The organism is Leptolyngbya sp. AN10, assembly GCF_050565645.1.
Lineage (GTDB): Bacteria > Cyanobacteriota > Cyanobacteriia > Leptolyngbyales > Leptolyngbyaceae > Leptolyngbya.
On the sequence record NZ_JBNXVP010000021.1, the window covers coordinates 46,898 to 72,190 of the forward strand.

Sequence of the window (25,293 nt, forward strand, 5' to 3'; positions counted from 1 at the left end):
GCCATTTTAACCATAGACGTGCAAATCGTCGAAAGTGCCGCAATTGTAGAAAATTGTTAACATTCTTCTAAAGAAGGTTTTGCGACGTGCGGTAAGCCCCAACCCAGTTTTTCTCTAAGAACATGGAAGAATTCAGGGGGTTGTAATCTGACAAATCGAGCGGGATAGGGCGCTTTCTGAACGCACACTCGATCGTTTGGAAAAACATAGCATCCCGCGTTTCCGTCTGCTGTCAAAACCAATCGATTCGGATTCGCTGGATAAATTGTCACAGGTTCACTATTTGTAAAAACCAGTGCTCGTGATGCCAGAGAATGCGGACAAATCGGAACCAGAATCATCACTGGAACGCCTGGAACAATCACCGGACCACCAGCGGAGAGAGAATACGCAGTCGAACCTGTTGGAGTCGAGAGAATAATTCCATCGGCTGCAATATCGACGCGAGTATGCCGTCCGACTTCGATTTCAAAGTGGCACATACTGGTCAACGGTTCACGATATAGCACCATTTCATTTAGACAGAGTGCCTCCCACAGCATGGCATCGTCACGAATAATCTGAACCCGCAACATTGTGCGCTCTTCGATTTCGTATTCGCCTGCTAAAAGAGACTCGATCGCATTTGGTAATTGATCCAGCAGCACCTCAGTCAAAAATCCTAAATGTCCGGTATTCACCGCAAGCAAAGGAATATAACAAGGTGCGACTTGGCGAAATGCAGAGAGAACCGTACCATCGCCGCCGAGGACGATCGCGAATTTCATCTCTGCATCAAAACCAGGGGGAACTAATCGATCGATGGGTGTGTGACAAATCGGACTTTCCGGTGAGGCATATCCCAAAATCCCACCTGCACCAGGAGCCAGAACCACTTCCCAGCCAAGCGAAATCAGCTTGTCTTTGATTTCCGCCGCAACTTGACAAGCGATCTCTTTTCCATCGTTGTAGATAATGCCAGCTTTCGGCACAAGTAAAAACCTATCCTAAATAATCATTCGATCTTTCATCTTAGAATCGAGGATACGCTTTCTTGGTGCGTTCTTTCTTTTTCTTGGCTTGCTCTTGGGCATATTCGACCTCTTTGAGTTTCTTCATGATTCGGCTGAAGTACTCTTGCATATAGGATTCCAGCGTGGTCATCTCTTGTGGATTCAAGCCCAAAATTTGATACGTTTCATCCATTGAAGCGGTCAACGGTCTTCCGGTTGCGACTACCTCAGTGAAGGCAAGTCGATCGGCAATATTCCAAGTCCATTGGAAGAACTGAGCAATTTTCCGAGAAGCCCGAACGACTCCGATCGGCGTTTTGGTGACTTTTGCTTCTTTACCAGACAGCCGCTCACACAGTTTAATAATTTCGTCTGAACTCCAGGCTTTAGAGCCAACGACGGGAAGAGTTTTACCGATCGATTCGGGTACTTTGAGCGCTTGAACAGCGAATTTCGCGATATCGATCGTATCCATGTAAGCGGTTGGGGCGGTGTTTCCCATTACCCAAACGCCTTGACCTTCGAGGATTGGAATCGCGTATTGACCGATTAAACCTTGTAAGAATCCACAGGGACGAAGAATTGTGTAATTCAAACCTGACTCTGCCAAGAATTTCTCAGTGCAGGTTTTAATTTCCATTAATGGAACGTTCGGGAATTTTTCGGCATCCAGGATCGAAAAGAAAATATATCGATCGACTCCCGCTTTTTTCGCGGCTTGAATTAAGTTAACTTTGCCTGTCCAATCGATTTGTTTGATACTGAGCGAATCCGTTGCGCGTGCGGTTGCCGCATCAATCACAGCAGTGACACCCTCAAACGCTGCGGGTAGCGTCTCCGGATAGCAAATATTTCCAGCAACGAGTTCGGCTCCCCACTCTTTCAAGAAGGCGGCTTTTCTGGGGCTACGGACTAGACAGCGTACCTTGTATCCCTCATCCAAGGCGCGACGAGTAATCTGCCTTCCCAAGGTGCCAGTCGCACCCACAATCAATACGCTCATGAGGAGTTATGTGACAAATTGTTAACTTTTCGCTAAATTCTATCAGAAATCTTGCGATCGAATCACAGTAAGGTGCGATCGATGTTTCCAAGTTCCGAAATCGAACACCCTTTATCGTAGCGTAGGTCAAGGAATGTAACGAATTTCTTTGATCAGGCTGAAATTCTCATTTATTCTAATCGGCTGAGTACGCTACGCTGAAAGTATCTGCGATCGTGGCAAATTGCGTTCTGAGTCGAGATTTATGTCAAATTCTAATCCTGCGATTCCTGCGGTGGAGCAGTGTACCAGTTCTCATCCAGTCAATTTAAATAATGTTCGCTCTTTGCAGCGTGATCTTCTGAGCGTTGAAAAATCGCAGCGAATGGCAGAATTTTTTAGTTTACTCGGTGATGCGAACCGTCTTAGGATTCTTTCTGCGCTTTCGGTTCAAGAACTTTGTGTATGTGATCTTGCCGCTGCGGTGAAAATGTCCGAGTCTGCCGTTTCTCACCAATTACGCGCACTACGATCGATGCGTTTAGTCGGTTATCGCAAACAGGGGCGCAACGTTTTCTACTCGTTGAAAGACCATCACGTTTTCAATCTCTATCGTGAAGTTGCAGAACATCTAGACGAAGAAGAGTGAGGGAGCTTGATCCGCCACTCTCGCTTCTTGAAATTACTCTTCGCCACCTTGCAGTTTCAGGAGCAAAAAGCCGAGCGACAACCCAACCAAAATCAGGGTGAACGCTAGGATTGCAGTGTTAAAAATTTCGGAAGCCATTGTTCTAATTCTCCTCTTAAAACAGCAAGTTCAGATCATTTACGTATTGTAAAGCAGTTCAGTCACGCTCTCTTCACATCATGACTCGTTTAATCATCTCAATGGGTGATCCTGCTGGAATCGGTGCAGAGGTCATTCTCAAAGCATTGTTCGATCGACAAAATTCTGATATTACGATCGCTGGAAATCACGATTATTTGCATGAATTGTACGATCGCCTCAGTCCGTCCTGTCCGAATCTTGCCAATCCAAAAGATTTGAAGATTTTAGATTTGGGCTTAGAAGAAATTCAACTTGGTAAAGAAAGCGCCAACAGCGGTGAAGCGAGTTTTCGCTATTTGGAAACCGCAATCGATCGAACATTAGCAGGCGAATTTGATGGAATTGTCACGGCTCCGATCGCAAAATCCGCCTGGAAAGCCGCAGGACACATTTACCCAGGACAAACCGAACTCCTAGCCGAAAAAGCAGGAGTCGATCGATTTGGCATGATGTTCGTGGCTCGATCGCCCCACACGGATTGGACACTACGCGCACTGTTAGCAACGACCCACATTCCGCTTAAACAAGTCCCAGAAGCGCTCACGTTTGATGGATTGACTCGTAAGCTCGAATTATTGATTGAATGCCTTGAGGAAGCGTTTGGGATTGATCGACCTCGAATTGCGATCGCGGGGCTGAATCCTCACAGCGGCGAACAAGGACAACTCGGACGAGAAGAAATCGATTGGATGTTTCCTTGGCTCGAAGCGATGCGGCTCCGATTTCCTCACGTTCGGTTAGATGGACTGTTGCCACCTGATACGATGTGGGTGAAGCCTGGACAAGCCTGGTTTGGTTCCGGTCAAGTGGTTGCCCATGATGCTTATCTTGCGTTGTATCACGACCAAGGACTGATTCCGGTTAAGTTGATGGCGTTCGATCGAGCCGTGAATACCTCGATCGGGCTTCCCTTCGTGCGAACCTCTCCGGATCACGGAACAGCGTTCGACATTGCGGGAAAAGGAATTGCGGATGCCACCAGTATGAAAGCTGCGATCGACTTCGCGATCGAGCTAGTTCAGCGTCGATCATCACCCTCACTTATGGCAACAATTTAAGCCGCAAATGATTGTCATAGTCTGTAATCCGTCAAACCTAAGAGGGACGGCAAACTTCCACTCAACCGACTACAACTCAAGGCAAAATAAATGTTAGGACTTCCTGACTTAAGAAACACATCTTAAGTTTTTGGCTCAAAAATGAGGTAGAAAATAAGGAAGATTCAGTATATCTCACTACAAAGTTACGCTGTTTGGAGGAGACACACAGCGAAAGGCTTTGATTCCCAATTTAGTTAGGTTGATATCTTCGATTCCCAGATTTCTCAGGAAGGTAGACCCCATGCTTCAGACTGCACAGTACTCGCTTGGAATGATTCAAGACGAAGTACGTCAACTTATCGATCGCGGACTTGTCAGTAGACATCAACCGATTTATACGCTATGCAAGCACATTCCTGCCCGCGAGTGGATGCGCTTTGAAACCGAGTTAGAACGCTTCGACTTCCTGCTGCGCGATCGCATTGGCGATTTGATGTGCCAGGAATGCTGGGACAACGACTAGGTGAAGATGTATTCGGGGATCAGGCGCTTCTAACAATCCGCCTGATCCCCGCCTCAAAGATTAGTCTCGACCCCCAGTAAAGACTTTATCTGCGCTTCCGGTCATATAAATTCTGTTATCGGCTGCCCATTCGATTTGGAGACAGCCGCCGGGTAATTCAATCGTTGCTCGTCGATCGCATTTCTGATTTAGCACTCCTGCGACCAATGATGCACAAGCTCCCGTTCCGCAAGCAAGCGTGATCCCGGCTCCCCGCTCCCAAACTCGCATTTTCAGGTAGTCCGATCGAACAATTTCAATAAACTCGGTGTTGGTTCGCTGTGGAAAGACCGGATGGTTCTCAAACAGGGGACCAATTTTTTCAAGCTCGATCGCTGCAACGCTATCGACAAAAGTAATACAGTGCGGATTGCCCATACTCACGCAAGTCACATTCCAAGTTTGTCCTGCAACTTCCAAGGGCAAATTGATCACTTTCTGATCCGAAGCCGCTAACGTGGTCGGAATTTCTCCAGCTAATAGCCGAGGTTCACCCATATCAACGGTCACTTGCCCGTCCGATTCAAACTTCGGAACCATCACACCCGCTAACGTCTGAATTCGATATTGTTCTTTCGATGTTCCAGTGTCCGCGATTTCCAAATCCGCAATAAATCGTCCCAAACAGCGAATTCCATTGCCGCACATTTCCGGCTCTGAACCATCAGAGTTGAAAATTCGCATCGTGTAATCGGTTCCATCTTGACCGGGAAGCGCGAAAATTACGCCATCTGCACCGATCCCGAAATGTCGATCGCACCAGTTCACCGCATCTTCAGGAGAAATCTTCGGTTCAGTCGAATCGCGATTATCGATCAGAATAAAATCGTTACCGAGTCCGTGATACTTTGTAAATTCGATCGTCATGATGAACAGTTACAGAAATGTGTAGGATTTGGGGAATTGAGGCACTCTAGTAGGTTAGAACGGTTTCGATCGAGGACTTCCCCCAATGAGTATTGAACTAGATACCGGATTGCCAAGTACTCGTCAAATTCAGACGATTATCCGAGAAGAAAAAGAAATCGAGATGAAACTTTCCACAGGTGATTTGCTCACTGGGAAAGTCCGCTGGCAGGACTCTCATTGTATCTGCATCATGGATCACTATGACCAACCGACGATCGTGTGGCGACAATCGATCGTTTTTGTCAAACCTAAGATGTAGATGTTCTTTTTTGTCGTGGCAATGGGAGCGAGATTCGATCTGGCTCCCATTTTTCTTAGAACTTGCGTTTTCTCGATCGATATTTTTCCAAAAATCCCAGAATTCCCGCTGCCAATTGCTCTGGATATTCCTCATGTAATCCAAGCGATCCAGGCATCCGATAGACTTGCACTCCAGAAAAATGCGCCAACACTTCAACTTCCTGGCGCGATTTCGGCGGCATCTGTTCGCCAATCACCATCATCACGGGTACGGGAAGCGGCTGAAACCAGCTAAACCAATCTTGCCGCGATAGCACTCGATCCAATCCCCCCGTCACAAATGCGGCTGAAGCAAATCGCGCTCCTTTTCGCTGCGTCGTTGTCCACTTTTGCTCAATCAAATCAGGCGTAATATTTTGCTGATCAGCAAAAACGTGCCGCCGATACATGAATCTCAAAAAGCCACGAGTCGTATTCAAAGAATAAAGAAACTGTCCGACGATCGGGAGTCCAATCAACCGCCGCAATACGCCATACGACCAACGATGTTCGCCCATCGCAGTCGGCAAGGGACCTCTCCAAGTTGGGCACACCAAGACAACCCATTCCCAAGGCGGCTGTTTCTGAGCCAGTTCCATCACATATCCCGCAGAATGTCCCGCCGCAATTACGACCACGGGTTCAGAAAACATCGTCAGTACAAAACTTCGCAAGCAGGTTTCATACAGTGCAGGCGTATATTGAACCGCTGGACGTGAAGAATCCCCGAAACCAACCCAATCGATCGCATAAACCTGATACTGGTCCGCCAACTGTTTCGCCAATCCTCGCATCTCCGATCGGCTCGACACCGAACTCAATGCTGGCAGCAATAGAATTGGCTTCCCCTCCCCCATTACCTCGTATACCAATGTCTGCGGTTTCCCCTTCCAACTCCAGTGATGCTCGTGAATTGTGCCACCAATCCCGATCGACGACTCAATCACAGGGGTAGAAGAATCTTGGCTCATATCGGTGTCCTCAGTCTGGGGATTTTGTTCAGTCCCCTGTTCAGTCCCTTATTGTGCAACAAAAAAGGTAGCCCACAAGTGTGAACTACCGAGATTGAACAGAGGAAAGCCTGCAAAAAGTCTATTCAGCGGTATCGCTTTGACGACGACGAGCCACTAAACCCGTAGCACCTAGACCAATCAGCGAAAGTACGATCGAGGGTTCAGGCACTTTCTCACCCTTGAGAATTTTCAGGTTATTTTCACCGACATCGACAACGAAGACAACATCATTGAAATCACGATCGGAGTTTTGGTTTTTGCCGCCAGTCGCGCCCAATTCACCAAACAGATCCTCAAATCCAAGCAAAATGTGACGAGTGCCGATCGCATACGCGACCACGTGCTGCAATCTGTCTGGGTTTTTATCAACTTGTGTTCCAAAGATGTTCGTTCCACCTCTAAAACCATCAGCTCTGAGACCGAAATCCAGTTGAGATCCACCCTTGATTTTGCCCAGTTTCACCGTGTCACCAAGTTTGAGAGCACTACCGCCCCAATCTCCGACACAATCTTTACCTGTACAAGAAATGTCATTAAAAATCAGCCCTGAGGTGTTGGTGGTTCCGGCTGAACTGAAAGCGAGTTGGTTACGGAATCCAGCCCCTTCGTTGATGAAAGAAACGGTCACATTGTGGTCGAATTTTAGTTTCAATTTGGCTGGATCAAGCAGGAATTGTCCGCTGTTTGGAATTGCGACACGTTCGGATTGAACGTACTTCTGGTAAGGAGCATCATTGAAACCAACTTGCTCTTTGCTATAGATTTTGGGTTGCGACCAAGAACTGCTCCAGTTGAAGGCAGAAGCAGAGGGAGCGTGAATCAAGGCTCCAGTAATCGTGGTGGCAGCCACAGCGAAACCAGTCAAAAACTTGCTTTTCATTTGGCAGTAAAGATGAAGTGCAGCTAACTCTAGAAGTTCAGGCTCCCAAATCGATTGCTTGTAACTTCTAATACTTCTAACAAGCTGGAATGCTCAACATCCTGGGGGTTTTTGCGGACTTGTTTCACTCTTGATTGAATTTCATCGATCGCCAAGTTTCCACGGAGTGAATCGCTATCTTTTCAGGAATTACTGTTAGAAGAAAGCTATCTTTCTCCGCAGGTCTACGAGCAATTTAATTGAAATGAATGCTGAATTTGATGAGTTTTTTGCTAAACTCCGATTTGGACTACGGATTTTAGCGGATAGTAATACGGATGGGAGGAAGAAGATACAGTATATTCACGAGGCTGAAATCGCGATCGCTGCTGCAAAACAAGCCGCGTCTCTGTGTGAATCTGTACGTCACTCTCTAGAATTTACAGGCGTGGATAAACCTGATCGCATCGGGTCACGCCGCACTTTATTTACGATTGCCTTGGGCGCAGAATCCGAGCTATCGAGAGAACATTTGGGATCATACAGCAGGCGCAATTATTGTCGAGGAAGCAGGCGGATGTGTGACCGATATGAATGGACAACTATGAATGGACAACCGCTCAATTTCTCGATCGATGTTCAACTGATTGAAAATCGCGGAATTGTAGCCAGTAATGGAATCATCCACAAAGCCGTATTAGAGGTGATTACTCAAACAAATATCCAAGACGGCTCCGAACGACAAGCATTGTGAAAAATGGAATCATAATGCTTACTAATAGATTCGTTTCTCTCAGTTCTGAGCCTCTTAGAAAGAGTTCGATCATCAAACCAGGAAGTACGATCGACATTCCAGATAGTGCAAGATAGAACTTCGCATCTCCTCGCAGCACAGTAAACATGAGGGCAAGTAAAATGCCGAGTGGAACGAAGAAAAATCCGTAGATCATGAATAGAGATGCGATCGAAAAATCCCACGTTCCAAACTTTAATCTCTGCTGAAGATAGAAACAAATTCCGAACACTACAGCAATCCACAGAATTAATAAACTTGCGAGGAGTTGAGGAGAAAGGCGACGACGAATCCAAAATGCGATCGTTCTAGCTCCATTTGGAAAGAGTTGACACCAAGATAAGTAGATCATAGCTCCAAGCATTCCACCCAATGTATTGGTGCAAATGTCAATCCAACTCGAAGCCCTCCAGGGTAAGAATACCTGTAACGTTTCCACAGTGAAAGAAAGTAATGTACTTAGTGCCACCGTGAGAAAGAGTGCTGAATGTTTTTTAACTCGTCGTTGTCGAAATTCGTAGGCAAGATCCAATCCAAATGGTAGGAAGAGAAAAACATTTCCAACAATGTCACTAAAGCCGCTGGAATGATAGAAAAAACTTTGAACTGCGAACTCCAACGTCACACCTTCTGCGGTGAAATTGAACGGGAGTAACGTTACCAAAACAATTAATAGAACACTGCTCAAAGTGATAAAAATCGATCGACGGGGCGAAGGGTAGCTCATGGTCTTAAAACGAACAATTTACAGAATTCTCACTTACTGCGCTCAGAACAGCCCAAACTTGCTTCAATCTCGGTTCTGATGATTCCGTGAACATCGAGATTCAATTTTGTCTACTCTAGCGAACTTTGGATTAACAGAAACATCACCCATACAATATGTACTTAGACAATCGCTAAAATTGGTGATTTACTGGCGCAACGTGGGGAATTTTCTTGACTTGATTTTATCCAAAATTGATTAAATTTCTAGCTCTCATAAGGTTTTCGAGGCACAAATTGAAATTCTCCGTAGCTCTATTTTGTTTAAGTAAAGATGCGGGGATTTCGATAAAGATTACGTAGAAATACTGGAAAATTGTGCAGAGATGGTAGAGACTTGACTCAGCTAACTTGCAGACGAGATGTAATGCTTCTGTAGGGTAATGTGCTCTAGAACATTCGTCACTCGATCGTCACTTGTCCCCTGACCTAAACCCGATTCAAGGCTTGATGCGCTGTAGTTTTAGCGTCCTGATGCTGTGAGGTGCATAAATTTATGAGTGGTTCAAATTGTCGGTTTTGTAGCTCACCGCTGCATCATACGTTTGTCGATTTGGGAATGTCGCCGCTGTGCCAAACCCATATTGCTCCAGAGCAATTAAACGAGATGGAGCCGTTCTATCCACTCCATACTTATGTTTGTGAGAATTGCTTTTTGGTGCAATTACAAGAGTTTGTTAGTCCCCAAGACATTTTTACCGAGTACGCCTATTTTTCTTCTTATGTCGATGCGCTGCTAAAGAACGCAAGCGACTACAGCGATTTGATGGTGGAGCGGTTCGGGTTCGGATCTCACAGCAAAGTCGTTGAGATCGCGAGCAATGATGGTTATCTGTTGCAGTATTTCCATAAGAAAGGCATTCCGGTACTAGGTGTTGAACCTGCGGTGAATGTTTCCCAAGTTGCAAAAGATAAGGGAATTCCAGTAGTAAATAAGTTCTTTGGAGTGCAGACTGCGACTGAACTAGCAGCCGATGGGAAGGCAGATTTGCTGTTAGGAAACAATGTTCTCGCTCATGTGCCCGACATCAATGATTTCGTCGGCGGCATGAAGATTATGCTGAAACCCGATGGTGTGATCACGATGGAGTTTCCCCATCTGATGCGCCTGATGAAAGAGAATCAGTTTGATACGATTTATCACGAGCATTTCTCTTATCTGTCATTCATGGCTGTGAATCGGATTTTTGCACACCACGGTTTGACACTGTTTGATGTGCAGGAAATTCCAATTCATGGTGGTTCTCTGCGAATCTATGCACGTCACACTGAGGACGAATCGAAAGCAATTAGCGATCGAGTCACTGAGCTTCTAGAGCGAGAAAAGACCGCAGGGTTTGACAAGCTCGAAACCTACGCGAACTTTACTGAGCAAGTGAAAGAAACCAAGCGCAAACTGCTGGAATTCTTGATCACAGCAAAGCAAAAAGGAAAGACGATCGCGGGCTATGGTGCGCCCGGAAAGGGAAACACCTTGCTGAACTACTGTGGAATTCGGACGGATTTTCTCGATTACACCGTCGATCGTAATCCTTACAAGCAAAACAAGTTCACTCCTGGGACTCACATTCCCATCTATTCTCCGGACAAGATCCGAGAAACAAAACCAGACTATCTGTTGATTCTTCCCTGGAACGTCAAAGACGAAATTATGGAGCAAGTCTCCTATATTCGCGAGTGGGGCGGTCAGTTCGTGGTTCCTATCCCTGAAGTTAAAATCTACGCCTAGTGCGTGTGTTGCCAGTCTTGTGTTCTTGATGATGAGCTTTGATCCTGATGTTGTGGAAACGAATCTATGAGTGCAATGAGTAGTGTAGGCGTGAGCCTCAACAATGAGAGTTTAATGACCAATCAAACCAAGACCCAACAACGCGCAAAAGATATCATTGCTGAAGATCTGGACTATATCTGTGGCAATCTTGCTGAAGAGTTTGGCGCGATGGCAGGCAAGAATCTGCTGATTACAGGTGGTGCAGGCTTCTTGGGCTATTACTTTGTACAATCTGTTCTGCATTGGAATCAGAAGAAAGACGCATCCCAGCAAATTCGCCTCACCGTTTACGATAACTATTCGCGGGGTGTTCCGACCTGGTTGACCGATTTGAAAGATGATCCGACTTTGACGCTGTTAAAGCATGACATGACACAGCCGTTGCCTTCGGACATGGGCGACTTTCAGTACATCATTCATGCAGCCTCGATCGCTTCTCCCACGTTCTACCGCAGAGATCCGATCGGCACAATGGATGCCAATGTAAACGGACTGCGTAACTTGCTGGAATACTTCAAAAACCAGCAAGATCAAGGAAAAGAAGTCGGTGGATTCCTCTTCTTTTCTAGCAGTGAAATCTACGGCGATCCGACTCCAGAGAACATTCCCACACCTGAAGACTATCGCGGCAATGTTTCCTGTACGGGACCTCGTGCTTGCTACGACGAAGCAAAGCGCTATGGTGAAACTCTTTGTGTGAACTTCGCGCAGCAATATGGTTTACCGATCAAATCTGCTCGTCCGTTTAATAACTATGGACCTGGATTAAAAATCACCGATCGACGTTTGCTTCCAGATTTTGCTCGTGATGTATTCAGTGGTCGAGACATTACGATGCTGTCTGATGGCTCACCCAAGCGAACATTCTGCTATTCAGCCGATTCGATCACGGGATACTACAAAGTTCTTGTCAAAGGTCATCCAGGCGAAGCTTACAACATCGGCATCGAGACACCAGAAATCTCGGTGGTGGAACTCGCAGATCGAGTAGTTGCAATCTCGAAAGACCTCTTCGGATACACAGGCAGAGTCGTTCGTAAAGTGAGTGAAGACAAAGACTACCTTGTTGATAATCCGAATCGTCGCTGTCCAGTGATTGAGAAAGCGAGAACACATTTGGGCTACAATCCGACGATTTCGATCGAGGAAGGGCTTCGTCGATCGCTGATTTGGTATCAGGACAACCAAGAAGCGGAGGACGCATAAATGCGAGTTTCGATTATTGGAACAGGCTATGTCGGTCTAGTCTCAGGAGTTTGCTTCGCTGAGAAAGGACATGAAGTTGTTTGCGTTGATGTGGATCAATCGAAAGTAGACAAGATCAATCAAGGCATCTCTCCTTTTTATGAACCTGGATTGAATGAACTTTTAGAGCGCAACATTCATTCAGGTCTCAAAGCAACAACTGACTTTAAACAAGCAATCCTAGATACTGAGCTTTCTTTGATTGCTGTTGGAACACCATTTGATGGAAAAGAGGTAGACCTTACCTACGTCAAGCGAGTTGCTCAACAGATTGGTGAAGCACTTAAAGATAAGTCAACTTATCATCTGGTTGTAGTTAAAAGTACGGTGGTTCCTGGAACAACAGATCAGGTTGTACTACCGATTCTCGAAGCTGCTTCCGGCAAAAAAGCAGGCGTTGATTTTGGTGTAGGAATGAACCCGGAATTTCTCACCGAAGGAGAAGCGATCGACGATTTTATGTACCCCGATCGCATTGTGCTAGGCGGTATTGACGATCGCAGCATCGATCAATTAGATGCGCTCTACACCGGATTTGAGGGAGTCGATCGACTCAGAACGAATAACTCAACTGCTGAGATGATCAAGTACACCTCAAATTCATTGTTAGCATTGCTGATCTCTTTCTCGAATGAGGTTGGCAATCTCTGTTCTGCGATCGGCAATACCGACATCGTAGAAGTGATGAAGGGTGTACACAACAGCCGTTACTTGACGACTGTGCTACCAAACGGGGAGCGTATTGTTCCTCCAATTACAAGCTTCCTCGCCGCTGGTTGCGGATTTGGTGGAAGCTGCCTACCCAAAGACGTGAAAGCTTTGATTGCTCATGGTGAGAAACATCAAAGCCCGATGCCCTTGTTAGACGCGGTGATCAAAGTCAATCAATCTCAACCTCAGCAAGTGATTGCTCGGTTAAACAAGCACTTTCCGTCACTTGATGGCGTGAAAGTTGCAATCTTGGGGCTTTCTTTTAGACCCAACACGAATGATATGCGCGAAACGCCAGCAATTCCCTTGATCAAGGCATTGAAGGCGCAGAATGCAACACTCAAAGCTTACGATCCGGTTGCAAATTCAGAAGCAGCAAAGCTACTCAATCCCAATGAAGTAGAACTCTGCAATAGCTTACAGAGCGCGATCGAGGATGTTGAGGCGATCGTACTTGTCACTCGTTGGGATGAGTTTCGCGCTGTTCCTGAACTGATTGCCCAACTCAATTCACAGCCTGTCTTTGTCGATGGTCGTCGGATGTTAGATAAACATTCGATCGAGCGTTACGAAGGTATTGGACTCTAAACAAGACATCGATCAGAGATCAATGATTCTCTTGATGTGCGAAGTCAGTGGCGTAATCTTACTCTCCGCTGCACAGATGCACTCAACTGTCCTCAATACTTCTGTGCTCTAATGTCCTACTAGGAACAATGAACATTACTGATCTCAAGACAGTTCTAGTACCCGAAGCGATCGGTAAAGATCTTCATCGTTTTGCTTCTGAACTTTATCCGATTTGTCGCAGTATCACAGGCGATGGATTTCGGGAAACGCTGCGTCAGATTGAGCGCGTCATTCCACTAAAGCGCTTTGAAGTGCCCACGGGGACACAGGTGTTTGACTGGACAGTGCCGCGTGAGTGGAACATCCGGGATGCGTATGTGAAGAACTCAAACGGCGATCGTATTATCGATTTCCAAAACCACAATCTTCACGTTGTGAATTACAGTATTCCAGTGCATCAGACGATGTTACTGGAAGAGTTAAAGCCGCATCTTTTCAGCTTGCCGGATTATCCTGATTGGATTCCTTATCGCACGTCTTACTACAAAGACACCTGGGGATTCTGCCTCACTCACAAACAGTTGCTAGAACTGCCAGAGGATCAGTATGAAGTTTGCATCGATTCGAGCTTAGAACCTGGATATTTAACTTACGGGGAGTATTACTTGTCCGGTGAGATTGAAGATGAAGTACTGATTTCTTGTCATGCCTGCCATCCATCTTTGGCGAATGATAACTTGTCAGGAATTGCGATCGCAGTTCAACTAGCTAAATTATTAAGCGAGATTGCTCATCGCTATTCGTATCGCTTTATCTTCATTCCAGCGACGATCGGCTCAATTACTTGGCTCAGTCAGAATGAGGATCAAGTACACCGAATCAAGCATGGTTTGGTGTTAAGCTGCTTGGGTGATCCTGGAAAGTCCACTTACAAAAAAAGTCGTCGCGGAGATGCAGAAATCGATCGAGCAGTCAGTCATGTCCTGAAACATTCTGAGCAAGACCATAACATCATTGATTTCTTCCCGTATGGCTACGATGAGCGGCAGTTTTGTTCACCTGGATTTAACTTGCCTGTCGGGTGCTTTATGCGATCGCCAAACAGTAAGTTTCCCGAATATCACACTTCAGCCGATAATCTAGATTTCATTCAACCTGAACATCTCGCTGATTCATTTTTCAAATGCTTGAATGTGTTGTCAGTGTTAGAACATAACCGAACCTACATCAATCAAAATCCGAAGTGTGAACCACAATTGGGACGACGAGGACTTTATCGATCGATTGGAGGAACATCTGGAACCGGATTGAATGAACTTGCACTGTTGTGGACATTGAATCTATCTGATGGACAGCATTCATTGTTAGACATAGCAGAGCGATCGGGGTTTGAATTTGATGCAATTCGGCGAGTTGCAGAAGCATTGATCGACACAGATTTGCTGAAAGAAGCGATCGATTTGTGAAGCTACAGCAAGCAGCGAACATTACCCAGGAAACTAAGGGAAGTCTAAGAGCAATTCATTAAGAGGGATAATCTGCATGAAAGTTGTATTGTTTTGTGGCGGTCTAGGCACCCGACTGAGAGACTATTCGGAAAAGATTCCGAAACCAATGGTTAACATCGGGTATCGTCCAATTTTGTGGCACTTGATGAAGTACTACGCGCACTATGGGCACAAAGACTTTATTCTGTGTCTCGGTTACAAAGCAGATTACATCAAAGAGTACTTTCTGAACTACAACGAATGTCTTTCCAATGACTTTGTACTGTCGGCGGGTGGAAAGCAAGTGCAAATGATTGGCAGTGACATTCACGATTGGAGAATCACTTTTGTTGATACGGGGTTGAACTCCAACATCGGACAACGCCTGAAAGCAGTCGAGAAGTATCTCGAAGGCGAAGAAATGTTTCTGGCAAACTATAGTGATGGATTGAGCAATCTGCCGCTCGATGATTTTATTAATCACTTTATGCGGCATGACAAAATTGCCAGCTTCTTGTCTGTGAAGCCAACCCAAACCTTCCACGTTGTCTCAGCGCAGGAAGATGGTTTAGTGAAGAGCATCGAACACGTTAACAATGCTGACCTTCGCATCAATGGCGGCTTCTTTGCGCTCAAAACCGAGATTTTCAGATACATGAACGCTGGTGAAGAGCTAGTACTAGAACCATTCCAACGATTGATCGAGAAAGAACAATTGGTTGCCTACAACTATGATGGCTTCTGGACTTGCATGGACACATTCCGAGATAAGCAGAACCTTGATGATTTGTACTCTCAAGGAACTCCACCTTGGGAAGTTTGGAAGACTCGCAAAACGACCTAAGTGAACTGAGGAGGTGAAAATGCTGAAGTTGATGTTCGATCGAGGAAAAGATGCAGAATACAAAATTCTGTGTCTTGGCGCTCACTGTGATGATATTGAAATCGGTTGTGGTGGAACCATTCTGCGACTGATTGAAGAGTATCCGAATGCGGTCTTTTACTGGGTTGTGTTTAGCTCTAGTGAAGTTCGATCGAAAGAAGCATTCGAGAGTGCCGATCGATTTCTAGCAGGCGCGAAGATTGAGAATATTGTAGTGAAAAATTTCCGCAATAGTTTCTTTCCGTTTGTTGGTGCTGAAATCAAAGAGTACTTCAACGAACTGAGCCAAGCATTTTCACCGGATTTAATCCTGACGCACTATAAACACGATGCTCACCAAGATCATCGACTGATTTCTGATCTGACTTGGAATAGCTATCGGAATCATCTGGTTTTAGAGTACGAAATTCCGAAATACGATGGCGATATTGGCAATCCAAATTTCTATGTGCCGATCAGTGAAACGATTTGTCAGCGGAAGATTCAAACCCTAATGGAAGTGTTTGAAACGCAGAAAAAACGACAGTGGTTTACTGAGGATACCTTTGAAGCAATTTTGAGATTGCGTGGAATTGAATCGAATTCACCGAGTAAGTTTGCAGAAGCATTTTATAGTCGTAAATTAGTGTTCTAAGTTCTAGCGATCGATTCACACTTCAGGTATAGGTTGCTCTGACAATCGTAGGATCAGGATTCGCGATCGTACCCAGCAGATTTCTTGCTAAAAAGCGACAGTCAAGAGATAGAAAATAAGCCAGAAATTCTCAATCATTAAATCGGCAAAAACGAATACATCGACGAAAATACTTCGCGGTAAACTTACAGGCAAAAATGTAACTCTACCAAACGGAGCAAGTTGATGATGTATCACAACCGCTGTAAGCGGCGAATGCTGATCCGGCTCTTTGCAGTGCTGTCGATCACAGGCATTTTTGCCGCAATTCTTCCCCTACCTCACTTTGATTCGCAAGCTCGTACCGTTGACACCATGTCTCCGTTGCGTAAATCGCTCTCCGGCTTGTACGGATCACAATGACTTGAATTGCAGCACTTGATTGAGTTTTCCGCTGCGATACCCTTCTAGATCGAGGGTGACATACAGAAACCCATAGGACTGAAATGCCTCCGTTAATTTCGGCAGATCCGTATGTACCACAAATTCCTTCACCTGATCCGGCAGCACTTCAATCCGGGCAGTGTCACCTTCCGATCGCACTCGAATATTCTGCCAGCCTAATTTTCTCAAATACACTTCTGCTCGTCCGACACGCTGGAGTTTCGCGATCGTAATCTCTTCACCATACGGAAACCGCGAACTCAAACAAGGTTGAGCAGGCTTATCCCAGTAGGGCAATCCCAAATGTTTCGCGATCGCTCGAACTTCGAGTTTCGTGATCCCCACTTCAGCTAAAGGCGATCGCGCTCCTCGCTCTTTTGCCGCCTGAATTCCCGGACGATAATCGTGCAAATCATCCGCATTCACGCCATCAATCACATACGGATAGCCCCACGATTGAGCTAAAGGCTTTAAAGTGTCATGTAACTCGCTTTTGCAGAAATAGCAGCGGTTTACGGGATTTGAGGCGTAATTAGGATTGTCTAATTCGTGGGTTTGAACGACTTTATGAAGAATGCCGATTTCTGCGGCTTGAATCTTCGCATCTTCGAGGTCTTCAGGTAAGAGTGAAGGCGATTCTGCTGTAACTGCGATCGCGCGATTTCCCAACACATCAAAGGCAACTTTGGCAACTAATGTACTATCGATGCCGCCGGAATAAGCCACCAAAGCTTGATCGAGTTCGACAAACAGCGCTTTTAACCGATCTAATTTCTCGTACATTGCGGGGAAAGGGGGTTGAGGACTGATCTCCGTTATCGCATAAAAAAACAAGCAACGATCGCTGCTTGCTTTTGCTCTAGAAATGAGGCGTTATCGAAGCCTTATTCGTCGTAAACGCGGCACTCCAGTGCATCAGGATTGTCGTCGCAGTACAGCTCAAGCGAATTTTTTGGCTTCACGCTTTGACGTTGGTGAGCCGCTTCAGCCTGCAATTCTTCGACTGCATCCCAAGCCGCAGCACACTCGCCCGAATTTGAACCACTGACATCACAAGTTTCGCGAGCATTCTGACGCTCGACTTCAATCTGCTTTTCAATATCGTTAATCGCCATAGGATTCTGTCCTTTTTTTCAAATCAAAAACAAAACGCTGTGAGAGAGTAGAACCAAAATCTGTAGATCCCGAACGATTTACAGACTTACCCAACATAGCACTCTAGGACATTCATCCCGCTAATTCTGCTAACTAGAAGACATTTCCAGGTGAGTGCTGACTCATTATTTTGTATACCCATCTTAACTCGCGAAGATCGCCCCTGACGATCTACCTGGAGTGCGGTCTTCCGATCCGTCTTTCTTCCGATCCGCAACGGTGTTCTACACTAGAGCTACTGCGAAGTTTCTTTAGTCCTGATACGGAGCGATCGCACATGACAGAAGCCTTAAATTCAATGCAGTGGGCAAGCGCACTCTCGACGCGCCCATTTTTAGAAGCGGCAGTCGAGGAGGTGGTGTCTCAGGCACAATCGTCTCTGCAAGCTTCGGCTGATTTGGGGTTTGTGTTTATTTCGTCGGCGTTTGCCAGTGAGTATTCGCGATTATTGCCGCTCCTGCGGGATAAGTTGCCGGGGGTTGCGATCGTTGGTTGCAGCGGGGGCGGAATTGTGGGAATGACGCAGCGAGGAAAGGCGCGAGAGGTGGAGGAAGAACCCGCGCTTAGTCTGACTTTGGCGCATTTGCCGAATGTGAAGGTGCAGCCGTTTTATGTGTCTGCCACCGATTTACCGGATCTCGATAGTCCGCCAGATACTTGGACAGAGTTGATTGGAGTTTCGCCTCAAGAGTCTCCGAATTTTGTTTTGATGGCGGACTTGCAGCGGGTGAATGATTTGCTGCAAGGATTGGACTTTGCTTATCCAGGAGCGCCCAAGGTTGGAGGATTGGCAAGTTCGGGAATGCTGGGTAGTGGCGCGACGGGGCTATTTTGTGGCGGTCGATTTTATCGAGAAGGAGCCGTCGGAGTTGCGCTGAGCGGGAATATTGTGCTGGATACGATCGTGGCTCAAGGATGTCGCCCGATCGGACAGCCGTATTGGATCACGGAAGGCGAGCGCAATATTTTGTTAGCGATGCAAGAAGACGATGGATCGGGGTTGCCGTCCGATCGCTGTACTGTGAAGCGATCCCCGCTGGAACAATTACAGGAATTAGTTCAAAACTTGAGCGAGGACGATCGACAACTTGCTCAACAAAATCATATTTTCATTGGAGTTGCCCAGAATGGATTTAAGCAAGCTTTGGAGCCAGGAGATTTCTTGATTCGGAATCTGTTGGGAGTTGATCCGAGAGTCGGGGCAATCGCGATCGGGGATTTAATCCGTCCAGGTCAGCGTATCCAATTCCATCTCCGAGATGCGGAAACTTCGGCGGAAGATTTAGATTTATTGCTGCGACGATATGTTCAGGCGAAACCGTCGAATCCGGCTCCCGTTGGTGCTTTAATGTTCTCCTGTCTGGGACGAGGGGAAGGACTGTACGGGGAACCGAACTTTGATTCGCAATTAGTGAACGAATATTTGAAAGAGTTACCGATCGCAGGCTTTTTCTGCAACGGTGAAATCGGTCCGGTCGGTGGCAGTACATTTCTGCATGGTTATACGTCTGTATTTGGAATTTGTAGGGAGAAGCAATAATCTGTGGCACTGGTTCGAGTTCGAGAGCACGTCAATCCGCTGAGTCGAAAATATCAAACGCCTACGGCTCCGCCCGATTGGAGTCAGGTGTTTGCTGATCCGTCGCGTCCGTTGCACCTTGATATTGGGTGCGGTCGGGGAGTCTTTTTGCTGAAAATGGCAGAACAGGAACCCGATTGGAATTATTTGGGTTTGGAGATTCGAGAACCGATCGTTGATCAGGCACTTGAATGGCGCGACGAAGCAGGCTTAAAAAATCTGCACTATATTTTCTGCAATGTTAGTAATTCGCTGCATCCGATTTTGGCATCGTTGCAACTAGGAACATTGGAGCGAGTTTCAATTCAATTTCCCGATCCTTGGTTTAAGCGCAAACATCAGAAACGGCGAGTTGTACAACCGGAAATGGTGGCAACTTTGGCGGAATTTTTGAAACCGAATGCGATCGTATTTTTACAATCGGACATTTTAGAAGTGGCGAAAAAAATGGTCGATCGATTTGCTGAATCGCCCCATTTCACCCGTGAAGGTTCCGACTGGTTGCCAGACAATCCGATGCCTGTTCCAACCGAGCGAGAACTGATGGTGATGTCTTTTGGCGATCCGATTTATCGAGCGGTTTTTCGTAAGAACTCCTAAGCGTTCGGATCTTTCTCAAATCGAACAATGTCATCCTCGCCGAGATATTCACCGTTCTGAACTTCAATCATCACGAGCGGGATTACGCCCGGATTCTCGACTCTATGCGGCGTTCCCATCGGTACATACGTCGATTGTTTCTGCATGACGACCTTTTCTTCGCCGTTGCAGGTGACTTTCGCTGTTCCTGAAACAACGATCCAATGCTCGCTCCGGTGATAGTGCATCTGAGTGCTAATATGCGCTCCGGGCTTAATTTCGATGCGATTAATTCGATAACGTTTCGCATCTTCTAAAAGCGTAACCGTTCCCCAATGCCGAATCTCTGTGACATCAGAAATGCGGGGTTCCTCAGTTTGTTGGTTTTTCATGGCGATTTCAGTGACTCTATAGTTCAATCATGCAAGAAAAAGCGGCTTCGTCCGTCTAAAAATCGAAATAAATGTATCGGCTTCCCGCTTCTGGTGCAAGCAGCCAAACAACGTAGCAAAACAGCGGAACCATTAAGAGTTTCAGATGCCAAGTGAGATTGAGTTTCAGACCGCGTTGAAAGGTATAAGTCAACAACATCACAAAGACGATCGCACTAAATAGCATCAAAATCTGAGGCGGATACAGTCCTATGCCTTCCCCGTAAACTTTCTGGGCATATTGCACATCCGCAGAATAGCCCCACAATCTTTGCAGCACTTTCCAAGCTGAGTCCACATTTGGCAAGCGGAAGAACACCCACGAGACGAATACAAGCGATTGAGTCAGCGCCCATCCGACAATAATTCCGGGCAAACTTGACCAAACCACCTCGATCCACTCGAATCGTTTCGCGATCGCATCATTCAACCGATGAATCGCCAACCCTAACCCGTGAATGCCACCCCACGCGATGAAGCCCCACGCCGCTCCATGCCAGATTCCCGCGATCAGCATGACGATAATCAAATTGATGCAAGTCCGAATTAAGCCTTGGCGCGATCCGCCCAACGGAAAGTAGAGATAGTTCCGCAGCCAATCTCCAAGCGTCATGTGCCAACGTCGCCAGAAATCCGCCAAACTCGTAGTCAAATAAGGAAAATTGAAGTTTTCGGGCAGTTCAATTCCGAGCAGTAAAGCACATCCACGCGCAACATCCACGTAACCGCTGAAATCGAGATAAAGCTGGAACCCGTAAGCGACGATCGCAATCCACAGATCGGTACTTCCGGCTCGTTGAATATTATCGAAACTGAGATTGACCAGACCGTTTAATCGATCGGCAACCAGTCCTTTTTTAATCGCACCACAAGCAATCAGCCACAATCCTTCAGTAATCTGCGGCATTTTCGGAGCTTGAAGCGCGTGAAACTGTCCAATAAACGGGTGATAGCGCGTAATTGGACCCGAAATCAGTTTGGCAAAAAACAACTTATACGCTGCAAAATCGAGAAATCCTTGAGCAGCAGGCGCACCTCGATACACATCCACCAAGTAAGCAATGCACTCAAAAGCAAAGAAACTCAGACCTAAAGGCGCAATTAAGTGAATATCCGCCCAATTTGCACTCTGTTGTAGGGCTGGAAGATTAAACGTTGTGCCGATCGTAGAAAAGATAAACGGCACATACTTAAATCCCAACAGGAGCAACACATTGAGAAAAATCCCGCCACAAAGCACTCTCAACCGTCGCTGATTCCAATCCGCTTGAGCAAACTGCCAGTCCTCAATTCTCCAATCCGGAGGCACACCCAAAGCTTTTCCAAGCCAATAGTTCACCACCGTCGCAACGAGCAGCAGCGGAACGTATTGAGCTTGCAATGAGGAATAGAAAACCAGACTGGTGAGAAAAATCAGCCACGATCGAAGCCAGGTCGATCGAACTGACCAAAACACCCCAACGACACAAAGGAAGAAAACGGCGTACAGCGGGGAAAGAAATTGCATGACGGGGAAAAACTTGATTCCGCGTCTAGTGTACTGGCAAAATTCGATCTCAGTGCCATTGCCAATAAAAAAGCAGCCCGAAAGCTGCTCATCTAAACATACGAAGGGGTTATTTGCACACTGCTCAAATACACGATGAAACTGAGCGAGTATATCTCAGGACTCCAGCCCACACTGGTTTTCCTAGTGTGCGGGGTGAAAGCGCGATCGCACTCATTGAATGGACACTCCAACAACCGTCCCAGACTGATCGCTTGATCTTGAATTTGCCTCGCCATAATGAACATAGCGTTTAACTGTCCCTTGCCCTGTGACTCTTTTGAGTTCAGGGCAGTTTTGTTTTTAGGCAACCAGATCGGTTAGTTGAGGAGAAAGCGTCTCGGTGCGAATTGCGCTCAAACAGCGACCACAGCCACATTTATAAGCCGCGCGACCAGCAGTTTGTGTCGCGTCTCCAGGAACACTCGATAGTGCTGCCGTTCGCACCGCAGGCAGCGTATAAGGTTGGACTGCCCCAAAATTCACATTCCAACCCAGATCGCGCAAGGCTCCGAGCGTTAAACTGCTCATCGGCATTGGAGTGCCCGAAGTTTCCGCAAATGGAGTCATCAGTTCTGTATCAAAGCGGGATTCATCCCAGTGGAAGAAGATCTGAGGCTCGATCGGGATTGCAGTCGGGGTGAAAGTTCCTAACAACTCTCCGTAAGCCCATCCTGCGTAACTGTCCGCTCGATAAGTCGCGTTTGTGCGATTAATCCAATTCTTGCCTGCCAGCAGCGTTGAGCCATCTGTAAACGAGAATTCCAACGGTTGCCAAATCGTCCCAAATCCGAAGACATGGGTGAATTCATGAATCATGATGTCCCGCAGGTAAAGCGGATTCGAGTTGAATTCGGCAATTCTACGGAGATTGAGTGTACTGCGACCGCGTGTAATTACGATATTATCCGCAGCATCTAAAGTCAGCGAAGGACCTGATAACGCGAGCGTTCCGGTATCGGCTGCCCCATCTTGAGCGGTGAAACTCTGACCATCCAGCGCGATCGACAAAATATTCGATCGTGTAATCGCACTCGCCCCCAGAATTACGCCTTCCCAGAATCGTGCGGCTTGAGCGATCGCATCTCTCGCGGCAGAGTTTAATCCGGTGAGAGACTCTGCAAAGGTTAAGTCAATTCTGAACTGCTGAGGATCGCTGGCAGCCGCCGTAAAAGTTGTAGACAGCGTAAAATCAGCAGTCTGATTGTTATGGCTGACGACTTGAATCAAATAAGTTCCAGTCGCTAGAAATCTCCGAATCGATTCGTTTGCGGCTCCGCGCTCCCACTGCCATGCGAGAATTTCACCGTTATCTACCGTACCATTGCCATTCGTATCCTGAATCAGCCGCACATCGGCATCTCCGCTTAATCCGGTGAGTCCTGCGGTGAAAATTCCAGATTGCCCGATCGTAAACCGATAGAAATCGCTGCTATTTCCCGCATCAACGCGATCGCTACGAGTGAAAACAGGCGCTTGAATTTCAGCGGTTGTGATCGTGCCGTTGCTTGTTAGAGTTGCGGGACGAACCGTGATTTGAGTGGGCGTGATTAAAGGAGAGGTCGATCGTTCGAGTGATGCGATCGGTTGCCAATCTAAATCGCGCTCGGTCAGAACCGTTGCAGAACTATTGAGACTGCCATTTTGCACAAACCAGGCTAAAAGTTCTCCAGTCGATGGATTGCGCCAGAGTAAATCTGTTGTGCGATCGCCATTCAAATCAGTCGCGCTGATGGCTTGCCACGAAGATGCGATCGGTGTTCCTGATCGAACCTGCGTTCTTTGTGTCCCGCTGTAGAGCCAGAATTGCGTTTCACCTGTACGATCGTTGCGCCAAAACAAATCGGAACTGTTATCTCCGTTGAAATCTCCAATTCCCGCAATTTTCCAATCGGTGCTTGGAGCCTGATTTAGTAGTGCTCCGTGGAATGGTCTGCCATTGCTAAACAGCCAGTAAACCGTCTCAGCACTGCTTGTGTTGTACCAGACGAGATCAGGATTGCCGTCGTTGTTGAAATCAGTGATGCCTTGAATGTGCCAGTTGCTTGCTCCCGTTGAACCGACGATCGACCCGGAACTGACACTGGTTTGATTCAGAAACCACAGAACGACTTCTCCGCTGCGCCGATTCTGCCACAGAATATCAGACGAGCCATCGTTGTTGAAATCGGCAAGTCCGGTAATCTGCCAGCCTAAATCGCTAACTGTTCCGAGCGAAATTGTCTGAGCCGTATCGTTATTCACCTGCCAGATACGGACGGCTCCCGTTCCGACATTGCGCCATAAAAGGTCTTGCTGTCCGTCGCGATTGAAGTCGGCAATGCCCGCAACTTGCCAGTTTTGATCGGATTCGGTGGGCAAGTCGCGTCGAGTGGCTGAATTGAAGCCATTTACCGACCAGACCTGGGTGGAGCCATCAGAAGCTTTTCGAGCTAGTAGATCAACCGTTGCCGTAGAACTACCGAGTTGAAAGGCTGCGAGGCGAGTTTGTTTACCGATCGCATTTCGGGATGGAAAAGTTTCTAGAGTGCTATCCGGATTCAGTAAAGCGGCTGATTTGTCATTGGGAAACGCAGTCACACTCATGAGTGCCTCCCAACTAATTCAACTCTGTATTCTCCGGACAAAATTCGACCAAAAAGAAGGCAACCGGGTTGCCCAAGACCTGTATCCACTTGTTAATCACGCCTCGCTAGAAAAGACCGCAGTTGCGATCGCTCAGAACCGTCTTTATTTTTGCTGGTAGATTCTGACAAGCACCCAGTCTGAGAGTAGATTTACGTAACCCTCGGCGATCATTTTATGCGGAAAGTTCCGTGATCAGCGATCTCGGCGATAAAGATTTCACAAAGCGTTCACAAATAGTGCGTAAAGTTACAGCAGCCGTAAAATAAATGGGTAACGATACGGTTGACTCGGACGATCGATAACTCTAATGATAGCCACGATCGGCAATAACCAGCTACAAATTGCCAATCCGATCCCGATGACGATCGCAATTGGAATGCCGACCACAGATAAGAAAAAAATCCCTGCTAAAGCCGCATATACGTATAGATTGATATGAAAATTCAGTGCTTCACGGGCGTTATCTTTTATCACCCAATCGTCTGTGAGTAATAAAATCGCGATCGGGATTCCGACCGAAACGAGAGTAGCACTGAAGAAGACTGATCCGTGACACAGCGCAGAAAGAAGTTTTTGCTGTCCAGTATTTTGCATAGCGATCAATTCCATTCGATGCTTCTGAATCTAG

At 46.7% G+C, this 25,293-nt stretch carries 28 protein-coding genes; 15 read left to right on the plus strand and 13 right to left on the minus strand.

The genetic code is table 11. From position 1 onward, the window contains the following. Nucleotides 1–56: 56 nt before the first annotated feature. Together ACQ4M5_RS25930 and ACQ4M5_RS25935 are read right to left on the minus strand one after the other, a co-directional pair. Nucleotides 57–971 (minus strand): NAD(+) kinase, encoded by a 915-nt coding sequence (locus ACQ4M5_RS25930; RefSeq protein WP_430678616.1) that lies wholly within the window; start codon nt 969–971, stop codon nt 57–59. 40 nt (nt 972–1,011) lie between these two features. Next, nucleotides 1,012–1,995 (minus strand): SDR family oxidoreductase, encoded by a 984-nt coding sequence (locus ACQ4M5_RS25935; RefSeq protein WP_430678617.1) that lies wholly within the window; start codon nt 1,993–1,995, stop codon nt 1,012–1,014. 244 nt (nt 1,996–2,239) lie between these two features. Here ACQ4M5_RS25935 and ACQ4M5_RS25940 point away from each other — a divergent pair, with 244 nt between their 5' ends. Beyond that, complete coding sequence (locus ACQ4M5_RS25940) at nt 2,240–2,623, plus strand: ArsR/SmtB family transcription factor (RefSeq protein WP_430678619.1); 384 nt, start codon at nt 2,240–2,242, stop codon at nt 2,621–2,623. 33 nt (nt 2,624–2,656) lie between these two features. On the opposite strand, the gene petM is transcribed toward ACQ4M5_RS25940, so the two are convergent. Further along, nucleotides 2,657–2,761 (minus strand): cytochrome b6-f complex subunit PetM, encoded by a 105-nt coding sequence (gene petM, locus ACQ4M5_RS25945; RefSeq protein WP_068380184.1) that lies wholly within the window; start codon nt 2,759–2,761, stop codon nt 2,657–2,659. A gap of 80 nt (nt 2,762–2,841) precedes the next feature. Between petM and pdxA the strand changes: the two genes are divergently transcribed. Further along, nucleotides 2,842–3,861, plus strand: coding sequence for a 4-hydroxythreonine-4-phosphate dehydrogenase PdxA (gene pdxA / locus ACQ4M5_RS25950; RefSeq protein WP_430678620.1), 1,020 nt, complete (start codon nt 2,842–2,844; stop codon nt 3,859–3,861). Nucleotides 3,862–4,144: 283 nt separating this feature from the next. Beyond that, nucleotides 4,145–4,366, plus strand: coding sequence for a DUF4327 family protein (locus ACQ4M5_RS25955; protein ID WP_430678621.1), 222 nt, complete (start codon nt 4,145–4,147; stop codon nt 4,364–4,366). A 60-nt stretch (nt 4,367–4,426) separates the two neighbouring features. Here ACQ4M5_RS25955 and dapF read toward each other — a convergent pair whose 3' ends face one another. Further along, complete coding sequence (gene dapF / locus ACQ4M5_RS25960) at nt 4,427–5,272, minus strand: diaminopimelate epimerase (protein ID WP_430678622.1); 846 nt, start codon at nt 5,270–5,272, stop codon at nt 4,427–4,429. Between the two features lie 85 nt (nt 5,273–5,357). Here dapF and ACQ4M5_RS25965 point away from each other — a divergent pair, with 85 nt between their 5' ends. Next, a complete protein-coding gene (locus ACQ4M5_RS25965; RefSeq protein WP_430678623.1) occupies nt 5,358–5,573 on the plus strand; it encodes an Hfq-related RNA-binding protein in 216 nt (71 codons plus the stop codon). Nucleotides 5,574–5,628: 55 nt separating this feature from the next. Here ACQ4M5_RS25965 and ACQ4M5_RS25970 read toward each other — a convergent pair whose 3' ends face one another. Together ACQ4M5_RS25970 and ACQ4M5_RS25975 are read right to left on the minus strand one after the other, a co-directional pair. Then, the gene (locus ACQ4M5_RS25970) at nt 5,629–6,564 is read right to left on the minus strand and encodes an alpha/beta fold hydrolase (protein ID WP_430678624.1); all 936 of its coding nucleotides are present in this window, start codon (nt 6,562–6,564) and stop codon (nt 5,629–5,631) included. 121 nt (nt 6,565–6,685) lie between these two features. Beyond that, entirely contained in the window at nt 6,686–7,486 is an 801-nt protein-coding gene (locus ACQ4M5_RS25975) for a PEP-CTERM sorting domain-containing protein (RefSeq protein WP_430678625.1), read from the minus strand. Nucleotides 7,487–7,730: 244 nt separating this feature from the next. Here ACQ4M5_RS25975 and ACQ4M5_RS25980 point away from each other — a divergent pair, with 244 nt between their 5' ends. Beyond that, nucleotides 7,731–8,219 carry a hypothetical protein gene (locus ACQ4M5_RS25980; protein ID WP_430678626.1) on the plus strand — a complete coding sequence of 163 codons (489 nt, stop codon included), beginning with the start codon at nt 7,731–7,733 and terminating at the stop codon, nt 8,217–8,219. Here ACQ4M5_RS25980 and ACQ4M5_RS25985 read toward each other — a convergent pair. Beyond that, nucleotides 8,173–8,985 (minus strand): VanZ family protein, encoded by an 813-nt coding sequence (locus ACQ4M5_RS25985; RefSeq protein ID WP_430678627.1) that lies wholly within the window; start codon nt 8,983–8,985, stop codon nt 8,173–8,175. The genes ACQ4M5_RS25980 and ACQ4M5_RS25985 overlap by 47 nt on opposite strands. 534 nt (nt 8,986–9,519) lie before the next feature. Here ACQ4M5_RS25985 and ACQ4M5_RS25990 point away from each other — a divergent pair. The 7 genes from ACQ4M5_RS25990 (at nt 9,520) to ACQ4M5_RS26020 (ending at nt 16,726) form a co-directional block, all read left to right on the plus strand. Next, the gene (locus tag ACQ4M5_RS25990) at nt 9,520–10,752 is read left to right on the plus strand and encodes a methyltransferase domain-containing protein (protein ID WP_430678628.1); all 1,233 of its coding nucleotides are present in this window, start codon (nt 9,520–9,522) and stop codon (nt 10,750–10,752) included. Between the two features lie 66 nt (nt 10,753–10,818). Next, nucleotides 10,819–12,000, plus strand: a complete 1,182-nt coding sequence (locus tag ACQ4M5_RS25995; RefSeq protein WP_430678629.1) for an NAD-dependent epimerase/dehydratase family protein — start codon at nt 10,819–10,821, stop codon at nt 11,998–12,000. Further along, complete coding sequence (locus tag ACQ4M5_RS26000) at nt 12,001–13,338, plus strand: UDP-glucose dehydrogenase family protein (RefSeq protein WP_430678630.1); 1,338 nt, start codon at nt 12,001–12,003, stop codon at nt 13,336–13,338. It begins immediately after the preceding gene. A gap of 128 nt (nt 13,339–13,466) precedes the next feature. Further along, a complete protein-coding gene (locus ACQ4M5_RS26005; protein ID WP_430678631.1) occupies nt 13,467–14,786 on the plus strand; it encodes a DUF4910 domain-containing protein in 1,320 nt (439 codons plus the stop codon). Nucleotides 14,787–14,862: 76 nt separating this feature from the next. Beyond that, the gene (locus tag ACQ4M5_RS26010; RefSeq protein ID WP_430678632.1) at nt 14,863–15,651 is read left to right on the plus strand and encodes a glucose-1-phosphate cytidylyltransferase; all 789 of its coding nucleotides are present in this window, start codon (nt 14,863–14,865) and stop codon (nt 15,649–15,651) included. Nucleotides 15,652–15,670: 19 nt separating this feature from the next. Beyond that, nucleotides 15,671–16,324, plus strand: a complete 654-nt coding sequence (locus ACQ4M5_RS26015) for a PIG-L deacetylase family protein (RefSeq protein WP_430678633.1) — start codon at nt 15,671–15,673, stop codon at nt 16,322–16,324. A 225-nt stretch (nt 16,325–16,549) separates the two neighbouring features. Then, nucleotides 16,550–16,726 carry a hypothetical protein gene (locus ACQ4M5_RS26020; RefSeq protein ID WP_430678634.1) on the plus strand — a complete coding sequence of 59 codons (177 nt, stop codon included), beginning with the start codon at nt 16,550–16,552 and terminating at the stop codon, nt 16,724–16,726. Here ACQ4M5_RS26020 and larE read toward each other — a convergent pair. Beyond that, entirely contained in the window at nt 16,718–17,530 is an 813-nt protein-coding gene (larE, locus tag ACQ4M5_RS26025) for an ATP-dependent sacrificial sulfur transferase LarE (RefSeq protein ID WP_430678635.1), read from the minus strand. The two genes, ACQ4M5_RS26020 and larE, sit on opposite strands and share 9 nt — an antisense overlap. 101 nt (nt 17,531–17,631) lie before the next feature. Further along, on the minus strand, nt 17,632–17,862 hold the full coding sequence (locus ACQ4M5_RS26030) for a Calvin cycle protein CP12 (RefSeq protein ID WP_430678636.1): 231 nt from the start codon (nt 17,860–17,862) through the stop codon (nt 17,632–17,634). Between the two features lie 317 nt (nt 17,863–18,179). Here ACQ4M5_RS26030 and ACQ4M5_RS26035 point away from each other — a divergent pair, with 317 nt between their 5' ends. Both ACQ4M5_RS26035 and trmB read left to right on the plus strand, forming a co-directional pair. Then, the gene (locus ACQ4M5_RS26035; protein WP_430678637.1) at nt 18,180–19,442 is read left to right on the plus strand and encodes an FIST signal transduction protein; all 1,263 of its coding nucleotides are present in this window, start codon (nt 18,180–18,182) and stop codon (nt 19,440–19,442) included. A gap of 3 nt (nt 19,443–19,445) precedes the next feature. Next, nucleotides 19,446–20,081 carry a tRNA (guanosine(46)-N7)-methyltransferase TrmB gene (gene trmB / locus ACQ4M5_RS26040; RefSeq protein WP_430678638.1) on the plus strand — a complete coding sequence of 212 codons (636 nt, stop codon included), beginning with the start codon at nt 19,446–19,448 and terminating at the stop codon, nt 20,079–20,081. On the opposite strand, the gene ACQ4M5_RS26045 is transcribed toward trmB, so the two are convergent. The 3 genes from ACQ4M5_RS26045 to ACQ4M5_RS26055 form a co-directional block, all read right to left on the minus strand. Continuing rightward, entirely contained in the window at nt 20,078–20,452 is a 375-nt protein-coding gene (locus tag ACQ4M5_RS26045) for a phosphomannose isomerase type II C-terminal cupin domain (protein ID WP_430678639.1), read from the minus strand. The two genes, trmB and ACQ4M5_RS26045, sit on opposite strands and share 4 nt — an antisense overlap. Nucleotides 20,453–20,507: 55 nt before the next feature. After that, nucleotides 20,508–21,998 carry an MBOAT family O-acyltransferase gene (locus ACQ4M5_RS26050; RefSeq protein WP_430678640.1) on the minus strand — a complete coding sequence of 497 codons (1,491 nt, stop codon included), beginning with the start codon at nt 21,996–21,998 and terminating at the stop codon, nt 20,508–20,510. Between the two features lie 342 nt (nt 21,999–22,340). Beyond that, nucleotides 22,341–24,623 carry an FG-GAP repeat domain-containing protein gene (locus ACQ4M5_RS26055; RefSeq protein WP_430678641.1) on the minus strand — a complete coding sequence of 761 codons (2,283 nt, stop codon included), beginning with the start codon at nt 24,621–24,623 and terminating at the stop codon, nt 22,341–22,343. Between ACQ4M5_RS26055 and ACQ4M5_RS26060 the strand changes: the two genes are divergently transcribed. Next, a complete protein-coding gene (locus ACQ4M5_RS26060; protein WP_430678642.1) occupies nt 24,622–24,783 on the plus strand; it encodes a hypothetical protein in 162 nt (53 codons plus the stop codon). The two genes, ACQ4M5_RS26055 and ACQ4M5_RS26060, sit on opposite strands and share 2 nt — an antisense overlap. Before the next feature lie 128 nt (nt 24,784–24,911). On the opposite strand, the gene ACQ4M5_RS26065 is transcribed toward ACQ4M5_RS26060, so the two are convergent. Then, nucleotides 24,912–25,274 (minus strand): DUF4870 domain-containing protein, encoded by a 363-nt coding sequence (locus tag ACQ4M5_RS26065; RefSeq protein ID WP_430678643.1) that lies wholly within the window; start codon nt 25,272–25,274, stop codon nt 24,912–24,914. Nucleotides 25,275–25,293 lie beyond the last annotated feature (19 nt).

Bases quoted from the DNA above. Each gene is read 5' to 3' on its own strand.
- ACQ4M5_RS25935 (WP_430678617.1), bottom strand. From the start codon at position 1,995: ATGAGCGTATTGATTGTGGGTGCGACTGGCACCTTGGGAAGGCAGATT.
- ACQ4M5_RS25940 (WP_430678619.1), top strand. From the start codon at position 2,240: ATGTCAAATTCTAATCCTGCGATTCCTGCGGTGGAGCAGTGTACCAGT.
- petM (WP_068380184.1), bottom strand. From the start codon at position 2,761: ATGGCTTCCGAAATTTTTAACACTGCAATCCTAGCGTTCACCCTGATT.
- pdxA (WP_430678620.1), top strand. From the start codon at position 2,842: ATGACTCGTTTAATCATCTCAATGGGTGATCCTGCTGGAATCGGTGCA.
- ACQ4M5_RS25955 (WP_430678621.1), top strand. From the start codon at position 4,145: ATGCTTCAGACTGCACAGTACTCGCTTGGAATGATTCAAGACGAAGTA.
- dapF (WP_430678622.1), bottom strand. From the start codon at position 5,272: ATGACGATCGAATTTACAAAGTATCACGGACTCGGTAACGATTTTATT.
- ACQ4M5_RS25965 (WP_430678623.1), top strand. From the start codon at position 5,358: ATGAGTATTGAACTAGATACCGGATTGCCAAGTACTCGTCAAATTCAG.
- ACQ4M5_RS25970 (WP_430678624.1), bottom strand. From the start codon at position 6,564: ATGAGCCAAGATTCTTCTACCCCTGTGATTGAGTCGTCGATCGGGATT.
- ACQ4M5_RS25975 (WP_430678625.1), bottom strand. From the start codon at position 7,486: ATGAAAAGCAAGTTTTTGACTGGTTTCGCTGTGGCTGCCACCACGATT.
- ACQ4M5_RS25980 (WP_430678626.1), top strand. From the start codon at position 7,731: ATGAATGCTGAATTTGATGAGTTTTTTGCTAAACTCCGATTTGGACTA.
- ACQ4M5_RS25985 (WP_430678627.1), bottom strand. From the start codon at position 8,985: ATGAGCTACCCTTCGCCCCGTCGATCGATTTTTATCACTTTGAGCAGT.
- ACQ4M5_RS25990 (WP_430678628.1), top strand. From the start codon at position 9,520: ATGAGTGGTTCAAATTGTCGGTTTTGTAGCTCACCGCTGCATCATACG.
- ACQ4M5_RS25995 (WP_430678629.1), top strand. From the start codon at position 10,819: ATGAGTGCAATGAGTAGTGTAGGCGTGAGCCTCAACAATGAGAGTTTA.
- ACQ4M5_RS26000 (WP_430678630.1), top strand. From the start codon at position 12,001: ATGCGAGTTTCGATTATTGGAACAGGCTATGTCGGTCTAGTCTCAGGA.
- ACQ4M5_RS26005 (WP_430678631.1), top strand. From the start codon at position 13,467: ATGAACATTACTGATCTCAAGACAGTTCTAGTACCCGAAGCGATCGGT.
- ACQ4M5_RS26010 (WP_430678632.1), top strand. From the start codon at position 14,863: ATGAAAGTTGTATTGTTTTGTGGCGGTCTAGGCACCCGACTGAGAGAC.
- ACQ4M5_RS26015 (WP_430678633.1), top strand. From the start codon at position 15,671: ATGCTGAAGTTGATGTTCGATCGAGGAAAAGATGCAGAATACAAAATT.
- ACQ4M5_RS26020 (WP_430678634.1), top strand. From the start codon at position 16,550: ATGATGTATCACAACCGCTGTAAGCGGCGAATGCTGATCCGGCTCTTT.
- larE (WP_430678635.1), bottom strand. From the start codon at position 17,530: ATGTACGAGAAATTAGATCGGTTAAAAGCGCTGTTTGTCGAACTCGAT.
- ACQ4M5_RS26030 (WP_430678636.1), bottom strand. From the start codon at position 17,862: ATGGCGATTAACGATATTGAAAAGCAGATTGAAGTCGAGCGTCAGAAT.
- ACQ4M5_RS26035 (WP_430678637.1), top strand. From the start codon at position 18,180: ATGACAGAAGCCTTAAATTCAATGCAGTGGGCAAGCGCACTCTCGACG.
- ACQ4M5_RS26045 (WP_430678639.1), bottom strand. From the start codon at position 20,452: ATGAAAAACCAACAAACTGAGGAACCCCGCATTTCTGATGTCACAGAG.
- ACQ4M5_RS26050 (WP_430678640.1), bottom strand. From the start codon at position 21,998: ATGCAATTTCTTTCCCCGCTGTACGCCGTTTTCTTCCTTTGTGTCGTT.
- ACQ4M5_RS26060 (WP_430678642.1), top strand. From the start codon at position 24,622: ATGAGTGCCTCCCAACTAATTCAACTCTGTATTCTCCGGACAAAATTC.
- ACQ4M5_RS26055 (WP_430678641.1), bottom strand. From the start codon at position 24,623: ATGAGTGTGACTGCGTTTCCCAATGACAAATCAGCCGCTTTACTGAAT.
- ACQ4M5_RS26065 (WP_430678643.1), bottom strand. From the start codon at position 25,274: ATGGAATTGATCGCTATGCAAAATACTGGACAGCAAAAACTTCTTTCT.